15 protein-coding genes are annotated in these 14,678 nt (G+C 65.0%); 9 read left to right on the top strand and 6 right to left on the bottom strand.

The window, feature by feature from the left end:
* Window positions 1–64: 64 nt before the first annotated feature.
* The 5 genes from HU766_RS18215 to HU766_RS18195 are packed head-to-tail and all read left to right on the top strand — an operon-like array spanning window position 65 to window position 5,771.
* Window positions 65–523 (top strand): (2Fe-2S)-binding protein, encoded by a 459-nt coding sequence (locus tag HU766_RS18215; protein ID WP_033697370.1) that lies wholly within the window; start codon window positions 65–67, stop codon window positions 521–523.
* The gene (locus HU766_RS18210; RefSeq protein WP_186659516.1) at window positions 523–2,769 is read left to right on the top strand and encodes a xanthine dehydrogenase family protein molybdopterin-binding subunit; all 2,247 of its coding nucleotides are present in this window, start codon (window positions 523–525) and stop codon (window positions 2,767–2,769) included. The genes HU766_RS18215 and HU766_RS18210 overlap by 1 nt, the downstream gene beginning before the upstream one ends.
* A 17-nt stretch (window positions 2,770–2,786) precedes the next feature.
* A complete protein-coding gene (locus HU766_RS18205) occupies window positions 2,787–4,133 on the top strand; it encodes a cytochrome c (protein ID WP_186659513.1) in 1,347 nt (448 codons plus the stop codon).
* Window positions 4,134–4,167: 34 nt separating this feature from the next.
* Entirely contained in the window at window positions 4,168–5,196 is a 1,029-nt protein-coding gene (locus HU766_RS18200) for an XdhC family protein (RefSeq protein WP_186659512.1), read from the top strand.
* Window positions 5,178–5,771, top strand: coding sequence for a nucleotidyltransferase family protein (locus HU766_RS18195; protein ID WP_346656692.1), 594 nt, complete (start codon window positions 5,178–5,180; stop codon window positions 5,769–5,771). The genes HU766_RS18200 and HU766_RS18195 overlap by 19 nt, the downstream gene beginning before the upstream one ends.
* On the opposite strand, the gene HU766_RS18190 is transcribed toward HU766_RS18195, so the two are convergent.
* The 4 genes from HU766_RS18190 to HU766_RS18175 form a co-directional block, all read right to left on the bottom strand.
* The gene (locus HU766_RS18190; protein WP_186659510.1) at window positions 5,765–6,580 is read right to left on the bottom strand and encodes a transporter substrate-binding domain-containing protein; all 816 of its coding nucleotides are present in this window, start codon (window positions 6,578–6,580) and stop codon (window positions 5,765–5,767) included. The two genes, HU766_RS18195 and HU766_RS18190, sit on opposite strands and share 7 nt — an antisense overlap.
* Window positions 6,581–6,714: 134 nt before the next feature.
* Window positions 6,715–7,356, bottom strand: coding sequence for a LysE family translocator (locus tag HU766_RS18185; RefSeq protein ID WP_033697360.1), 642 nt, complete (start codon window positions 7,354–7,356; stop codon window positions 6,715–6,717).
* Between the two features lie 52 nt (window positions 7,357–7,408).
* Window positions 7,409–7,609 carry a DUF1289 domain-containing protein gene (locus HU766_RS18180; RefSeq protein ID WP_186659508.1) on the bottom strand — a complete coding sequence of 67 codons (201 nt, stop codon included), beginning with the start codon at window positions 7,607–7,609 and terminating at the stop codon, window positions 7,409–7,411.
* 8 nt (window positions 7,610–7,617) lie between these two features.
* Window positions 7,618–7,935 (bottom strand): hypothetical protein, encoded by a 318-nt coding sequence (locus tag HU766_RS18175; RefSeq protein WP_033697356.1) that lies wholly within the window; start codon window positions 7,933–7,935, stop codon window positions 7,618–7,620.
* 312 nt (window positions 7,936–8,247) lie between these two features.
* Between HU766_RS18175 and HU766_RS18170 the strand changes: the two genes are divergently transcribed.
* Window positions 8,248–9,999 (top strand): BCCT family transporter, encoded by a 1,752-nt coding sequence (locus tag HU766_RS18170; RefSeq protein WP_095065095.1) that lies wholly within the window; start codon window positions 8,248–8,250, stop codon window positions 9,997–9,999.
* Window positions 10,000–10,043: 44 nt separating this feature from the next.
* On the opposite strand, the gene HU766_RS18165 is transcribed toward HU766_RS18170, so the two are convergent.
* The gene (locus HU766_RS18165; RefSeq protein ID WP_156311067.1) at window positions 10,044–10,523 is read right to left on the bottom strand and encodes a VOC family protein; all 480 of its coding nucleotides are present in this window, start codon (window positions 10,521–10,523) and stop codon (window positions 10,044–10,046) included.
* Between the two features lie 140 nt (window positions 10,524–10,663).
* On the opposite strand from HU766_RS18165, the gene HU766_RS18160 reads away from it, so the two are divergent.
* The gene (locus HU766_RS18160) at window positions 10,664–11,713 is read left to right on the top strand and encodes a cytochrome D1 domain-containing protein (protein ID WP_186659506.1); all 1,050 of its coding nucleotides are present in this window, start codon (window positions 10,664–10,666) and stop codon (window positions 11,711–11,713) included.
* A 203-nt stretch (window positions 11,714–11,916) separates the two neighbouring features.
* Complete coding sequence (locus HU766_RS18155; RefSeq protein WP_186659498.1) at window positions 11,917–12,567, top strand: TIGR04211 family SH3 domain-containing protein; 651 nt, start codon at window positions 11,917–11,919, stop codon at window positions 12,565–12,567.
* 185 nt (window positions 12,568–12,752) lie between these two features.
* Here the strand turns inward: HU766_RS18155 and HU766_RS18150 are convergent, their stop codons facing one another.
* A complete protein-coding gene (locus HU766_RS18150) occupies window positions 12,753–13,631 on the bottom strand; it encodes a LysR family transcriptional regulator (RefSeq protein WP_186659495.1) in 879 nt (292 codons plus the stop codon).
* Window positions 13,632–13,735: 104 nt separating this feature from the next.
* Between HU766_RS18150 and argC the strand changes: the two genes are divergently transcribed.
* The gene (gene argC, locus HU766_RS18145; protein WP_186659492.1) at window positions 13,736–14,677 is read left to right on the top strand and encodes an N-acetyl-gamma-glutamyl-phosphate reductase; all 942 of its coding nucleotides are present in this window, start codon (window positions 13,736–13,738) and stop codon (window positions 14,675–14,677) included.
* Window position 14,678: the final 1 nt, after the last annotated feature.

Raw genomic sequence — 14,678 nt, 5'->3', positions numbered from 1 at the left:
GGGGCAACGTACCCCCCGCTCAAGACAACGACGCGACAGCAAACCGATGACGGGCAGGTGAACCATGGAACTACGCATCAACCAGAAGACCTATGAGGTCGAAGCCGACGCTGACACGCCGCTGCTGTGGGTGATCCGTGACGACCTCGGGCTGACCGGCACCAAGTATGGCTGCGGCCTGGCCCAGTGCGGCGCCTGTTCGGTGCTGGTGGACGGCAGCGTGGTGCGCGCCTGCGTGACCCCGGTGGCAGGCGTGGTCGGGCGTGAGGTGACCACCATCGAGGCGATCGAGGCCGACAGCGTCGGCAAGCGCGTGGTCGCAGCCTGGGTCGAACACCAGGTGGCGCAGTGCGGCTACTGCCAGTCGGGCCAGGTGATGGCGGCCACCGCGCTGCTCAAGCACACGCCCAACCCCAGCGACGCGCAGATCGATGCGGCCATGGTCAACCTGTGCCGCTGTGGCACCTACAACGCCATCCATGCGGCCGTGCACGACCTTGCCGCGCAGCAGGAGGGTGCCTGATGAACACGCCTGTCGATAGCCCGCTTGGGCCCTTGGGCGCGCCGGTCAACCTGTCGCGCCGCCGCTTCCTGCTGGCTTCGGCCGGTGCCGCCGCCGGTGCCCTGGTGCTCGGCTTTGGCCTGCCGCTGGGTTCGGCCAGGGCCCAGGCCGCCACCGCTGCTGCCCAGGAGCGCGGCACCCAGGTCCCGGCTTTCCTCGAAATCCGCCCGGACAGCACCGTACGCCTGCTCTGCCCGTTCATGGAAGGCGGCCAGGGCACCTACACCGCCATGGCGCAGATCGTTGGCGAAGAGCTGGATGCCGACCCTGCCACCTTCCTGGTCGACAGCGCGCCGCCCGGCGAGGCCTATGTGGTGATGGAAAACGGCATGCGCATCACCGGCGGCAGCATGTCGGTGCGCATGAGCTACCCGACCATGCGCCGCCTCGGCGCGCTGGCCCGGGCCATGTTGCTGCAGGCCGCTGCCGAACAACTGGGGGTGCCGCTCGGCGAACTGTCCACCGAGCCTGGCAAGGTGGTGCACGCCGCATCTGGCCGTTCACTGCCCTACGGTGAACTGGCCGAGCGCGCCCTCGACCTGCCCGTGCCAGACCCGGCCAGCGTACAGCTGCGCGACCCCAGCCAGTTTCGCTGGATCGGCAAGCCGGTACGCCGGGTCGACGCCTATGACAAATCCACCGGCAAAGCCTTGTACACCATCGACATCAAGCTCGACGGCATGCTGCACGCCGCCGTGCAGCATGCCCCCCGCCTGGGCATGACGGTGGGCAGCCTGCGCAACGAAGCGCAGGTAAAGGCCATGAAAGGCGTACACTCGGTGCATCAATTGCCGGGCGCGGTGGCGGTGGTCGCCGAGCGCTGGTGGCATGCCAAGCGCGCGGTCGAGGCCATCCAGGTGGACTGGCAAGAACCCGGCAGTGATTCTCCGCTACGGCCGATGCCGGCGGATTTTTCCAGCGACGCCTACCGGGAGCGCTTGGCCAGCGAGCAAGGCCCGGCCCGCGACGAAGAGAACGAAGGCGATGTGGCTGGGGTGCTGGCCAACGCCAAAACAAAGGTCGAGGCCACCTACCACAACCAGTACCTCAACCACGCCCAGCTTGAACCACCTTCGGCCCTGGCCCGCTTCAACCCCGACGGCTCGCTGGAGGTCTGGCTACCCAACCAGGCTCCGGACATGTTCCGCGACGACATCGCCAAGCGCACCGGCCTGGACGCTGCGCGCATCACCCTGCACTCGCCCTTGCTCGGCGGCTTTTTTGGCCGGCACTTTCTCTACGACTCGGCAAACCCTTACCCTCAGGCCATCGCCCTGGCCAAAGCGGTCGGCCGCCCGGTCAAGCTGATCTGGAGCCGTGAGGAAGAGTTTCTGCGCGACGTGTTGCGCCCACTGGCGGTGGTCAAGTTCCGCGCCGCGCTGGACGCCGATGGGCTGCCCGTGGCCATAGAAGCGGTGAGCGCCACCGAAGGCCCGACCGAGGCACTGGCCGGCAAGCAAGGGGACAAGATAGACCCCACCGCCCTCGAAGGGCTGTCGGGTAAAGCGTACGCCATCGCCAACAAACGCATCGCCCAGATCTACGTCAAAGGCCCGGTCATGCTCGGCTACTGGCGCTCGGTGGGCAATTCGCTGAACGACTTCTTCTACGAAGCGTTCCTCGACGAGCTGGCCGACAAGGGTGGCAAGGACCCCTATGAGCTGCGCCTGCACCTGCTGCGTGACAATCAGCGCCTGACCAACCTGCTGCACGCGGTAGGTGAACTGTCTGGCGGCTGGAAGCGCGGGCCGTTCACTGCCGAGGACGGCAGCAAGCGGGCGCGCGGCGTGGCGATGGCCTCGCCGTTCGGCTCGGAAGCGGCGGTGATCGCCGAAGTCTCGATCGAAAATGGCCAGGTCAAGGTGCACGACATCTGGCAGGCGATCGACCCGGGCAGCATCGTCAACCCGGCGATCATCGAGGCCCAGGTCAACGGCGCCGTGGCCTTGGGCCTGTCGCAGACGCTGCTGGAAGAGGCGGTGTACATCGACGGCCAGCCCCGCGGGCGCAACTACGACCTGTACCCCATCCTGCCGCCTTCGCGCATGGCACGGGTGCATGTGCGCATCGTCGAAAGCGGCGCGAAGATGGGCGGCATCGGCGAACCGCCGCTACCTGCCGTTGCGCCAGCGGTGGCCAACGCGGTGGCGCGGCTTACCGGCCAGCGCATCCGCAGCATTCCGCTAAGCCGCTACACCTTCACCTGACAGCACAAGGAACGCCCATGACCCACAGCCGATTCGCAAGAACCGCCGGCTGGCTGGCGCTGCCGTGCCTGGTCGCGGCAGGCCTGCTGGCCTGGTACGTCACCCGTGACCCCGCGTCACCTTTCGAGGCCGAGCAGGCTGCCCGTTTCGACCCTGCACTGGTCAGCCGCGGCGAGTATGTGGCCCGGCTGAGTGACTGCGTGGCCTGCCACAGCCTGCCCGGCGGCAAACCGTTCGCCGGCGGGTTGGAGATGGCCACGCCACTGGGGGCGATACACGCCACCAACGTCACCCCCGACCGCGACACCGGCATCGGTCACTACAGCCTTGCCGACTTCGACCGCGCCGTACGCCACGGCGTGGCCCCCGGTGGCCGGCGGCTGTACCCGGCGATGCCGTACCCTTCCTACGCCAAGCTCAGCGATGACGATGTGCGGGCCCTGTACGCGTTCTTCATGAAGGGCGTGCAACCTGCCCAGCAGGCGAACCTCGCCAGTGACATTCCCTGGCCGCTGAACATGCGCTGGCCCATCGCCCTGTGGAATGGGCTGTTCGCCGCCAACACACCGTATGCCGCCAAGCCTGATCAGGACGCCCTGTGGAACCGCGGCGCCTACATCGTTCAAGGCCCAGGGCACTGTGGCAGCTGCCATACCCCACGTGGCCTGGCCTTCAACGAGAAAGCCCTGGATGAAAGTGGCAAACCCTTCCTGGCCGGTGCGCTGCTCGATGGCTGGTACGCACCAAGCCTGCGCGCCGACCACAACACCGGCCTTGGCCGCTGGAGCGAAGCGGAAATCGTGCAGTTCCTCAAGACCGGGCGCAACCGGCATGCCGTGGTCTATGGCTCGATGACCGAGGCGTTCAACAACTCCACGCAATTCATGAGTGACGATGACCTGGCGGCGATCGGCCGCTATCTGAAATCGCTGCCCGGCGATCCACAGCGTGACGGCACGCCGTGGCAGTACCAGGCTGAATCGGTAGCCGCGAAGCTCGATAACCCTGGGGCGCATACTTACGTGACCCGTTGCGCGTCGTGCCACGGCCTGGACGGCAAGGGCCAGGCCGAGTGGATGCCGCCGTTGGCTGGGGCCACGTCGGCCTTGGCCAAGGAAAGCGCGTCGGCGATCAACATCACCCTCAATGGCTCGCAGCGCATCGTCGCTGCCGGGCTGCCCGATGCCTACCGCATGCCGGCCTTCCGTGAACAGCTGAGCGACCGGGAAATTGCCGAAGTATTGAGTTTCGTGCGCGGCGCCTGGGGTAACCACGGTGGTGCAGTGGGTGTGCAGGCCGTGGGCACGTTGCGCGGGCACACAGACCCGGCCAGCAGCAGCCCGATTGTGTTGCACATGCGATGAAACCGGCACAAGCATTACGCTTTGGAGAAAGATGATGGAAAGCATCGACCTGCTGGTCCTGCGCACCGCCCGCGACTGGCTTGCCAGCGGCGAGCGCGTCTTGCTGGCCACTGTGGCCCGCACCTGGGGCTCGTCCCCTCGCCCGGTCGGTTCGATGATGGCGCTGCGCAGCGACGGTCGCGTGGTCGGTAGCGTGTCCGGTGGCTGCATCGAGGATGACCTCATCCACCGCTACACCACTGCCTACGGTGGCCCAGGTATGCAGACCGGGCTGCCCGAGGTGGTGCGCTACGGTGTCAGCGCCGAGGACGCTCACCGGTTCGGCTTGCCCTGTGGCGGCACCCTGCAACTGGTCCTCGAGTTCGAACCTTCGGCAGAACACCTCGAACAACTGCTGGCCTGCCTCGACAGCGGCAGCCTGGTGCGCCGTGAACTGGACTTGCACAGCGGCGAAGCCGCGCTCATGGCCTGCAACACGCCCGAGCAGTTCAGCTTCGATGGCCAGCGCATGCTCAGCACCCTCGGCCCTGGCTACCGCGTGCTGCTGATCGGCGCCGGCGCGCTGGCCGAGTACCTGGCGACCATGGCGCTGTTCAATGGCTTCAACGTTTCGGTGTGCGACCCCCGGCCTGAATACATGGCCGGCTGGGGCGTCGCGGGCGTCTCGAAACTGGCCGGCATGCCGGACGATGTGGTGCGTGCCTTCGCCCCCGACCTGCGTAGCGCCATCGTTGCCGTCAGCCACGACCCCAAACTGGACGACCTGGCCTTGCTTGAGGCGCTGCACAGCCCGGCGTTCTACATCGGCGCGATCGGGTCCAGGCGCAACAGCCAGTTGCGACGCGAGCGCCTGATCGAACACTTTGGCGAAACCGAAGCCACCCTCAAGCGCCTGCACGGCCCTATCGGCATCTACATCGGCAGCAAGACCCCGGCCGAAATCGCCGTCAGCGTCATGGCCGAGATGCTCGCGGCCAAGAATGACGTGAGCCTGCCTGGGGCAGTCAACGTGACCAAGGCCAAGCTTGCCCGGGAGGCCGAGGCGTGCCAGCACAACCTGTGATCTGCACCGCGCTGGTGCTGGCGGCCGGGCGTGCGCAGCGCTTTGGCAGCGACAAACGCCTGGCACGCCTGCCCTCCGGGCACACCCTGCTGGCGACGGCATTGGCGCGCGCATTCGATCATTTCGCAGAAGTGCACGTCGTGCTACGGCCGGGTGACGATGCGCAGCACCTGGGTATCGACCCGCGGGCCCATATCGTGCGGGCCGAGCAGGCAGCGCTTGGCATGGGCGCCAGCCTCGCGGCCGGGGTGACGGCGCTGCTGCAGACACAGGCCCAGGCGGTGGCGGTGCTGTTGGCGGATATGCCATGGATCGCACCTGGCAGCTTGCAAACACTTTGGCGGCAAGCAAGCGCAGCACACATCGTGTTGCCGCAGTACCAGGGTCAGCGCGGGCATCCGGTGATTTTCGGCCGTGCGTTCTGGCCGGCGCTGGCGCAACTGCAAGGTGACCAGGGCGGCCGGCAGGTCATTCTGGACAACCCGCACGCCTGTATCACGGTTGCCGTTGACGATGCCGGGGTGGTACTGGACGTGGATGTCCCTCAGGCCCTCGGTTTACCGATGGGTCATTGAACAATGGCTGCTGTGTGCTGTTGATGCCAGCGCTCCAGGTTCTGGCGCAACAACTGTTCTGGCAATGCGCCGGAAACGATCGCTTTCATCTCCCGTGCCAGGTCTTCGCGCAACTGCGGCTGGTTGCACGGTGATTGATGCGACAGCGCCAGGTACAAGCCTTCGCTGGACACCGGCGGGTCCAGCACCTGCAGGCTGTCTTGCATGCCCAGCGTCTGCGCCAACGCCATGCCTGGATAGTGCTCGAACACCACGTAGTCACTGCGCTTGAGCAGCAGCTTCTCGAAAGCCTGCTTGGCACTGGGCACCGCTTCGAGCGTGAGGTTGGCCGTGGCATAGTCATCGAACTGCTGGCCGTGGCTGTTATTGACCAGGGTCCCGCCTTTGCGGCCTTGCAGGTCAGCCCATTGATGGTAGGCAAAGGCCCCTTGCTGGCGTACCCAGACCACGCTGGGCGTGTGCAGGAAGGCCGGGCTTATGAAGTCCATCAGCTGCTGCCGTGCCTGGGTCAGAAAATACCCGGCAAGCAGGTCGATACGGCCGGTGCGCACTTGCTCCTGGGCACGAGACCACGGCCCCCCGTAAACCACTTCGATCTCCAGCCCAAGTTGCTTGCCCAAGTATTTGAGCAGGTCGGCATTGGCACCGATCAACTGGTGAGGATCATGGGGGTCGCGCCACAAATAAGGGGGGTATTCGGGGTTACCGGTGGCCGTCAGGCGCTGGCAGGCCTCCTGCGCGCCTGTAACCGCGGGCAGCAGCGCGCACAGCAACGACAGCAAGGCGTGGCGAAAGCAACGCTCGATCATCTACAACCCTCGGCACATGGGGCATCTGGCTTCGCGTGGTGTAGACAGTCTGGCCCATCGGTAGCCAGCCGCCAGGGTTTTCATCGACCGGGGCGTTGCCAGGGCCGCTGCGCGTCGTCAGGCGGCCCGAAGACCTACGCCGACTGTCGACGGATTGTGAGAATCGCCGCACCAAAGCCGATGAAGGTCGTGCCCACGACCCGGCTCACCCAGCGCGAAAGCGCCGGCCGGGTCAACACGCCCTTGGCTCGCGAGGCCAGCGCGGCGTACAGGGTCAGTGAAATGAGCGACAAGGCGACGAAGATCCCGGTAAGGATCAGGAACTGCGGCAGCAACGCGGCGCCCTGGTCGATGAACTGCGGGAACAACGCGGTGAAGAACATGGTCGCCTTGGGGTTGGTCACCGCCGTCAGGAATGCTGACTTGTACAGCTTGAGCGGTGTCGGCCGCTCCTTGGCCACCCCGGCGGTGGCGCCCTCCTCCAGCATCGGGCTCTTCTTCAACAACTGCCGTGCGCCGAGGTAGAACAGGTAACCCGCGCCGATGATCTTGACGGCGTTGAACAGCACTTCGGAGCTTGCCAGCAACGCCCCCAACCCGAGCATGGCCGCTGCCGACAGGCAGAACAGGCCCGAGCCATTGCCCAGTGAAGACCAGACCGCGCTGCGTTGCCCATGGGCCAGGCTGTTGTTGATCGCCATCAAGGTCGCAGGGCCAGGGCTGGCGATGGCGATCGCGGCAACCAGGGTAAAGGCAAGAAGCGAGTGAGAATCCATTTTCCAGGCTCGATAAAGGTTCAGGGGACGCGGTTATAACAGCATGCGAAGGTCAGTCGGCATTCTGCCGCTTCGCGCTCTTCTTGACGATGGCTTTCATCCGCGTGGCCGCCCGCTGCACGGTGGCCATCTTCTCCGGGCGCTTCATGCCACGCCACTTGCGGATTTCTTCACGGCTGCGGCCACAGCTGACGCACAGCTCGCTGTTGAGCTGGCATAGCGAAACGCAGGGGTTGTCTATGTCCTTAGCCATTGCACCCTTCAGGCCGGCATTTCAGCGCGCACACGCTCGGCGGCATTTTCAAACACGTTGCACAGCTCTTCGGACTTCACCTTGGTGATCGACTTGGCGGCCAACAGGTCATGCACGACGCGGATGCCCTGCTCCATGGCCGTGGCCAGCTGCTCACGGTCGGAGGCGTCGGCGATATCACCCAGATAAGGAGCAACGAGGTACACGTAACGGTCCTGCAGCTTGAGCGCTTCCAGCGCGTCGAGGGCTGTCTGGAACCGATCGGCAGCAGCCGGGCTCATGCTCAATTTATCGAAATGAATCAGGCTCACACGGTCAGTGGCCATTGACGAATCTCCGTTTCCTGGTAAGGCCAGGCCCGCAGGCAACGCCGCTTCTACGGTGCTCGGGAATGCAGGCCAGGTTAATGCCCATCAGGGTACCAGAACGCGGCGCAGAAAGGGCCATCGCCCCCGGAACTAAAAGTATTAAACAGGTCGTTCAGTGGACGCCCCAGGGCGCTATCGGGACAGGAGCTGCTGTTTGCCAAGCAGGATAATTCGGCCAGCTGCACTTCCCGCCGAGACCGTCACCGACCCCGGCAGCCCACAACAACAAGCCTGCATACGCAGGTAAGCCACAAAGGGGCATCACTATTCATGGCAAAGGAACACATCACCGAAACGCTCGACCTTGGCGTTACGGACCCCTCGAAAACCGCCGAGGCACGCCAGGACAGGCACTTGGAGGGCAAGATCGACTGGATCGTCTTCGGCATCACCAGCATTCTGGCCATTGCCTTCGTCATCTGGGGCTTCGTCAGCCAGGCCAGCCTTGCCGCCAGCGCGTCGTCGGCACAGTCCTGGGTCATTCTCAACTTTGGCTGGTTCTTCGTACTCACCTCGACCGTGTTCGTCATCTTCGTGCTGTGGCTAGCCGCCAGCCGCTATGGCAGGATCCCGCTGGGGCGTGATGGCGAAGCGCCAGAATTCCGTACCGTCTCCTGGGTGGCCATGATGTTCAGCGCCGGCATGGGCATCGGCCTGATGTTCTTCGGCGTTGCCGAGCCCTTGTCGCACTATGTGACGCCACCTCCCGGGACGACGACCGGGCAATCGAGCGAGGCGATGCAGGTGGCCATGGCCACCACGCTGTTCCACTGGACCCTGCACCCCTGGGCCATGTACGCCATCGTCGGCCTGGTGATTGCTTACGGCACGTTCCGCCGCGGGCGTTCGCAATTGATTTCCACGGCCTTTCGGCCGCTGATCGGCAAGCACGCCAACGGCCCCGTCGGCCGCGTGATCGACATGATGGCGATTTTCGCCACGCTGTTCGGCTCTGCCGCCTCGCTCGGCCTGGGCGCCCTGCAAATCGCCGGCGGCCTGGAATACAACGGCTGGATCGAGAGCCCCGGCAAGCTGTTCTACATCTCGATCATCACCTTGCTGACCATTGCCTTCGTCACCTCCGCAGTGTCCGGCATTGGCAAGGGTATCCAGTGGTTGTCCAACACCAACATGGTGCTGGCACTGGTGCTGGCGGCCTTCGTCTTCCTGGTCGGCCCGACGCTGTTGATGCTCAACCTGCTGCCCACCTCGATCGGCATCTACATCAAGCTGCTGCCAGAAATGATGGCACGCACCAACGCCAGCGGCGGTGAGCAGATGGACAGCTGGCTGGCCGGCTGGACCGTGTTCTATTGGGCCTGGTGGATTTCCTGGACGCCTTTCGTCGGCATGTTCATTGCCCGCATCAGCCGCGGCCGCACCATTCGCCAGTTCGTCACCGGGGTGCTGCTGGTACCGAGCCTGGTCAGCCTGGTGTGGTTCACCATTTTCGGCGGTGCGGCGATCGATGCCCTGCGCGAGGGCAGCTTCGCGCTGGTCAATGGCGCCGTCAACAGCAACCACGCGCTCTATCAGTTGCTGGACAGCTACCCGCTGGCCTCGTTGACCTCGGTGCTGGTGATGATCCTGGTGGGCATCTTCTTCGTCTCCGGCGCCGATGCCGCCTCACTGGTCATGGGCACCCTGTCGGAACACGGCACCACCGCGCCGTCGCGGCGCACCGTGATCTTCTGGGGGGCGCTGACCGGCACGGTGGCGGCGGTCATGTTGGCGATCGGCGACCCCAGCAACCCCGGCGAGGCACTGACGGGGTTGCAGAACCTGACGATCGTGGTGGCGCTGCCGTTTGTCGTAGTGATGGTGCTGTTGTGCCTGGCGCTGTACCGCGACCTGCGCAAGGACCCGATGATGCTGCGGCATCTGCGGGGTACCGAGCTGATCGAAAAGGCCGTGCTGTATGGCGCGGTGAAACATGGCGAGGAGTTCTACATCGTGGTGCAGGAGAAGAAGTCTGCGACCAAGCAGACACAACCCCAGGCCGACGTGGAGTTGAACGACTAAGCAGCAACCCAGGGGCCGCCTGTCGGCCCCTGGGTTGCTCGCCGTCAGCCCTTCAAGGCCGCCTCGATCCCGGCGACATCGATCTTGCCCATTTCCATCATGGCCTCGAAGGCCCGCTTGGCCGCCGCCCGGTCAGGGTTGCCGAGGGCCTCGATCAGGATGCGCGGGCAGATCTGCCACGATACCCCCCATCGGTCCTTGCACCAGCCGCAGACGCTCTCTTCGCCGCCATTGCTGACGATGGCGTTCCACAGGCGGTCAGTCTCGGCCTGGTCTTCGGTGCTGACCTGGAACGAGAACGCTTCGCTGTGCTTGAACGCCGTGCCGCCGTTAAGCCCTACGCAGGGCACGCCCATCACGGTGAAGTCGACGGTGATCACATCACCCGCCTTGCCCGACGGGTAATCACTGGGGGCTTGGTGAACCGCCACCACGCGGCTGTCGGGGAAGGTCGCGGCGTAGAAGTTCGCCGCCTCCTCGGCATCATTGTTGTACCAGAGGCAAACCGTATTCTTGGCAGTCATGGTGTAGCTCCATGAACAGGTGTGAACCCTTCAGTCTAGATCGTGAGCGTGGCGCGGCAAAAAAACGAAACCCTTGCCACCCTGCCCCGGTCACACCCTATGAGCATGCAACATGGACTGTAATCCAAAGGAGACTGGACATGCCCTACCCTTACAACCCGATCGCCCTCCGCATCCGTAACCTGGCCTTGGCTGGCGCACTACTGGCCTGCGCGTCGCTGGTTCAGGCGCAGGATGTGCTGCTGGTGGGCAACAAGGCCGATGCCAGTGTCTCGGCACTGGACATCAGCAACGGCAAGGAACTGGTCCGCCTACCCGTGGGCACCGGCCCGCACGAGGTGGTAGTTGCCAGCAATGGCCGCTTGGCCGTGGTGGGCAACTATGGCGCCCACGGCACCGCCAACAACAGCCTGAGCGTGATCGACTGGCCGTCACGCAGCGTGGTGCGCACTATCGACCTGGGCAAGGACTCGCGCCCCCACGGCATCCGCTTCCTGCCAGACAGCCAGCGGGTGGTGGTTACCACCGAGGACAGCGAGCGCTTGCTGATTGTCGACCTGGCCCAGGGCCAGGTCCTCGACCGCATCGACGTCGGCGGCGGCAAGCCGCACATGGTTGCCCTGTCGCCCGGTGCGGACCGCGCCTACGTGACCCATGTAGACTCCGGCACGTTGTCGGTCATCGACTTGCTGCACAAGAAGAAGATCGCCGACATCCCCACCGGCAACGGCAGCGAGGGCGTTGCGGTGACCCAGACGGGCGCACAGGTGTGGGTCAGCAATCGCGAAGGCAATGAAGTGGTGATCGTCGATGCCGAACGCCTGGAGGTCACCGACCGCCTCCGTACCGGCCTGTTTCCGATACGCGTCGTCATGACCCCGGACGGCAAGCATGCTCTGGTCACCTGCGCCAAGTCGGCGGAGCTGGCCGTGTTCGACGTCGCGGCCAAGCGCGAGATCAAGCGCATCAGCCTGGCTCAGGAAGGCGCCGAGTACCGCAAGACACTGTTGGGTGCCGAAGCCCTGCCCATCGGCGCGGTGGTCTCGCCGGATGGCAAACGGGTCTACGTGGCCATCAGCGGCGGTGACCAGGTAGCCGTCCTCGATACCGCTGACTGGCGCGAGAAGGCACGCTGGCAAACCGGGCCGGAGCCTGATGCACTGGCCATCGTGCCGCAGCCAGAGAGCTGATCGCCACGCGCCTGTCGCGGTGTTTCAACCACCATCGCGACAGGCCGTGCACCTCGGCTTTTGCAACATTCTGCAGACATTTCCGATGTCAGGTAGTGAACCTGCTTACATAAAAACGGTCTTTCGCTGACGGTCAACTCACCGACCGGTTCATCGGCCCAGTCATCGGGCCTACTTTTGTCCTGTTTCAGCGAAGACTCAACATGCCCGACTCCCGTCCAACATTTTCCGCCCTCCCAGCCCTGCGCGGCGGCTTGATCGCAGCCCTGGTGGCTCTAGCCGCCCCGGTGCATGCCGAAACGCCTGCCAGTGATGCGCGCTGGGTCAGTGACAGCCTGAGTACCTATGTGCGCAGCGGGCCGACCGATGGCCACCGCATTGTCGGCACGCTCAAGTCTGGGCAAAAGCTGACTCTGGTCGGCAGCCAAGGCAGCTACAGCCAGGTACGCGGGCAGAATGGTGACCTGGTGTGGATCCTCAGCAGCGACCTGCAGGACGTGCCTGGCCAGGGCGAGCGGCTGCCGCAGCTCGATGCCCAAGTGGCGGACCTGTCCGGGCAGCTCAAGAGCATCGATGACAGTTGGAAGAACCGCGTGCAGGGCATGCAGGAAACGCTGGATTCACGCAAGCAATTGATCGATGAGCTGGAGGCGCGCAACCAGGCGCTGAATGAGCAGCTGGACCAGAGCCAGTCGACCCTGCGCGACACCCAGGCGCGCCTGGGGGACGAGAACAAGCAGGTGATGATGCGCTATATGGTGTATGGCGGCAGCATTGCGGGCGCGGGTTTGTTGGTGGGGTTGATCATGCCGGCGCTGACCCGCGGGCGGAAGAAGAACGACCGCTGGTTCTGAGGTTGGTTAGGCGTTAGGGGTGGAAGGTGCATGCCTTGGGAGTTTTAGCGCCGGTGAGATCGAGCGCCGCCCGCGCGGCGCTCGATCTCACAGGCGCTGAAAGCATCAAGGCATGCACCCGCCGCCAGCCCTAATGCTTTCCCAAGACCTACGGGACTGCCAGGGCCCTTGTTACAGCAGGTGCCCTACAACAACCGCTCCAGCGCCTCCAGCACATACCCCGTGGCCCGCTCGACCTGCCCCTCTCGGCAGGCAATCCCCAACTGCCGCCACAACCCCGGGCGCAACGGCCGGCGGGCAATACGCCGGTCCAGCTCCGCCGCGTCGCCCTCCTGCGGCAGCAACGTCGCACCGTACCCCGCCCCCACCAGGCTCTTGATCGCATCGTTGTAGTTCAGCTCGATGCGCGGTGCGGGGAACAACCCCGCCGCCGCGAACCACTCCCCTGTCACCCGCGACAACTGCGTGCTGCTGTCATTCAGAATCAACGCCCGCCGCGCCAACCATGCCGGCGTTACCTTGGCCGGTGGCTGCCAGTCGGCCGGCACGTAGGCCAGGATCGGGTCGCGCCGCCAAGGGGTGACCTTCAGCCCTTTGCCCGCAACTTGCGGCAAGGCCACCAGGCCAATGTCCAGAGCCCCCTCGCGCAGTCGCGCCAGTGACGCCTGGGAGGTCAGCACCTGGACCTGCACGTCGATCCCCGGGTGAGCCACACGCAAGTGTTCCAGCGCCTTGGGCAACAGGTGGGCGATGGCGCCGGTCGAGGCGCCCAGGCGTACCCGGCCGGTCAGGCCCTCGACCTGACGGCGAACCTCTTCCAGGGCCAGGTCGGCGTCGGCCAGTAGGCGTCGGGCGCGGGCCAGTAACGTCTCACCAATGGCCGTAGGGCGCACCTGGCCACGGTTACGGGTGAGCAAGGGGGCACCCACCCGCGCCTCCAGCTCGGCCACGTGCAGGCTGATGGTGGGCGGGGCCAGGTTGAGCCGGCGTGCGGCCTCGGCAAAAGAACCCAGGTCGGAGATTTCGACCAGGGTGCGGAGGCGGTCAAGGCTGATTTCGCGCATGGCTAGCTTCAGTAAAAATGAACATCAGCATCATGATATTCAAATTTCCTTTAGTCCAGCCGCAGGCGAGCATAGGCCATCTCTCCCCCGACCGGACCCCGACCATGCACACCCCTGTTGTCTTCATCGACGGTGACCAAGGCACCACTGGCCTGCAGATTCACGCCCGCCTGCACGGGCGTAGCGACTTGCGCCTGCTGACCCTGCCCGAAGCCGAGCGCAAGCACCCACAACGCCGCGCCGAAGCGATCAATAGCGCCGACATCGCCGTGCTCTGCCTGCCCGATGACGCAGCGCGCGAAGCCGTGGCGGCGATCCATAACCCGCAGGTACGGGTTATCGACGCCAGTTCCGCCCACCGCACCAGCCCAGGTTGGGTCTATGGCCTGCCAGAACTGGATGAACAGCAAGCCGAACGTATCGCCCACAGCAAACGTGTCAGCAACCCTGGCTGCTACCCCACCGGTGCAATCGCCTTGCTGCGCCCGTTGGTCAGCGCCGGGCTGCTGCCAACCGATTACCCACTGAGCATTCATGCCATCTCGGGTTACTCCGGCGGCGGCCGCGCGGCGGTCGAGCGCCATGAGCAGCCAGGTACCGAGAAAACCCCGACCTTGCAACTGTATGGCCTGGAGCTGGCGCACAAGCATGTGCCGGAGATCCAGCAGCACGCCGGGCTGTCGGCGCGGCCGGTGTTCATGCCCGGCTACGGCGCCTATCGCCAGGGCATCGTCCTCAGCATCCCGCTGCAACTGCGCTTGCTGCCCGGCCAGGCCAGCGCCGAACAGCTGCATGCCTGCCTGCAACAGCACTATGAAGGGGCTCGCCACGTGCAACTGATGCCCCTGCATCAGCAAGGCCCGGCGGCGGCGCTCGACCCCGAAGCACTGAACGACAGCAATGACCTGCGCCTGGCGCTGTACGCCAACCCGGAGCATGGCCAGGTACTGCTGACTGCGGTGTTCGACAACCTTGGCAAGGGCGCCTCTGGTGCGGCGGTACAAAACCTCGAGCTGATGCTCGCGGCGCTACACGCGCAAGGCTGAT

It is taken from the genome of Pseudomonas sp. SWRI77, from assembly GCF_014269105.1.
Lineage (GTDB): Bacteria > Pseudomonadota > Gammaproteobacteria > Pseudomonadales > Pseudomonadaceae > Aquipseudomonas > Aquipseudomonas capeferrum.
This window is presented reverse-complemented; position numbering and strand designations above follow the sequence as displayed.

Coding starts and splice junctions, on each gene's coding strand:
- HU766_RS18215 (WP_033697370.1), top strand. CDS start 65: ATGGAACTACGCATCAACCAGAAGACCTATGAGGTCGAAGCCGACGCT.
- HU766_RS18210 (WP_186659516.1), top strand. CDS start 523: ATGAACACGCCTGTCGATAGCCCGCTTGGGCCCTTGGGCGCGCCGGTC.
- HU766_RS18205 (WP_186659513.1), top strand. CDS start 2,787: ATGACCCACAGCCGATTCGCAAGAACCGCCGGCTGGCTGGCGCTGCCG.
- HU766_RS18200 (WP_186659512.1), top strand. CDS start 4,168: ATGGAAAGCATCGACCTGCTGGTCCTGCGCACCGCCCGCGACTGGCTT.
- HU766_RS18190 (WP_186659510.1), bottom strand. CDS start 6,580: ATGATCGAGCGTTGCTTTCGCCACGCCTTGCTGTCGTTGCTGTGCGCG.
- HU766_RS18185 (WP_033697360.1), bottom strand. CDS start 7,356: ATGGATTCTCACTCGCTTCTTGCCTTTACCCTGGTTGCCGCGATCGCC.
- HU766_RS18180 (WP_186659508.1), bottom strand. CDS start 7,609: ATGGCTAAGGACATAGACAACCCCTGCGTTTCGCTATGCCAGCTCAAC.
- HU766_RS18175 (WP_033697356.1), bottom strand. CDS start 7,935: ATGGCCACTGACCGTGTGAGCCTGATTCATTTCGATAAATTGAGCATG.
- HU766_RS18170 (WP_095065095.1), top strand. CDS start 8,248: ATGGCAAAGGAACACATCACCGAAACGCTCGACCTTGGCGTTACGGAC.
- HU766_RS18165 (WP_156311067.1), bottom strand. CDS start 10,523: ATGACTGCCAAGAATACGGTTTGCCTCTGGTACAACAATGATGCCGAG.
- HU766_RS18160 (WP_186659506.1), top strand. CDS start 10,664: ATGCCCTACCCTTACAACCCGATCGCCCTCCGCATCCGTAACCTGGCC.
- HU766_RS18155 (WP_186659498.1), top strand. CDS start 11,917: ATGCCCGACTCCCGTCCAACATTTTCCGCCCTCCCAGCCCTGCGCGGC.
- HU766_RS18150 (WP_186659495.1), bottom strand. CDS start 13,631: ATGCGCGAAATCAGCCTTGACCGCCTCCGCACCCTGGTCGAAATCTCC.
- argC (WP_186659492.1), top strand. CDS start 13,736: ATGCACACCCCTGTTGTCTTCATCGACGGTGACCAAGGCACCACTGGC.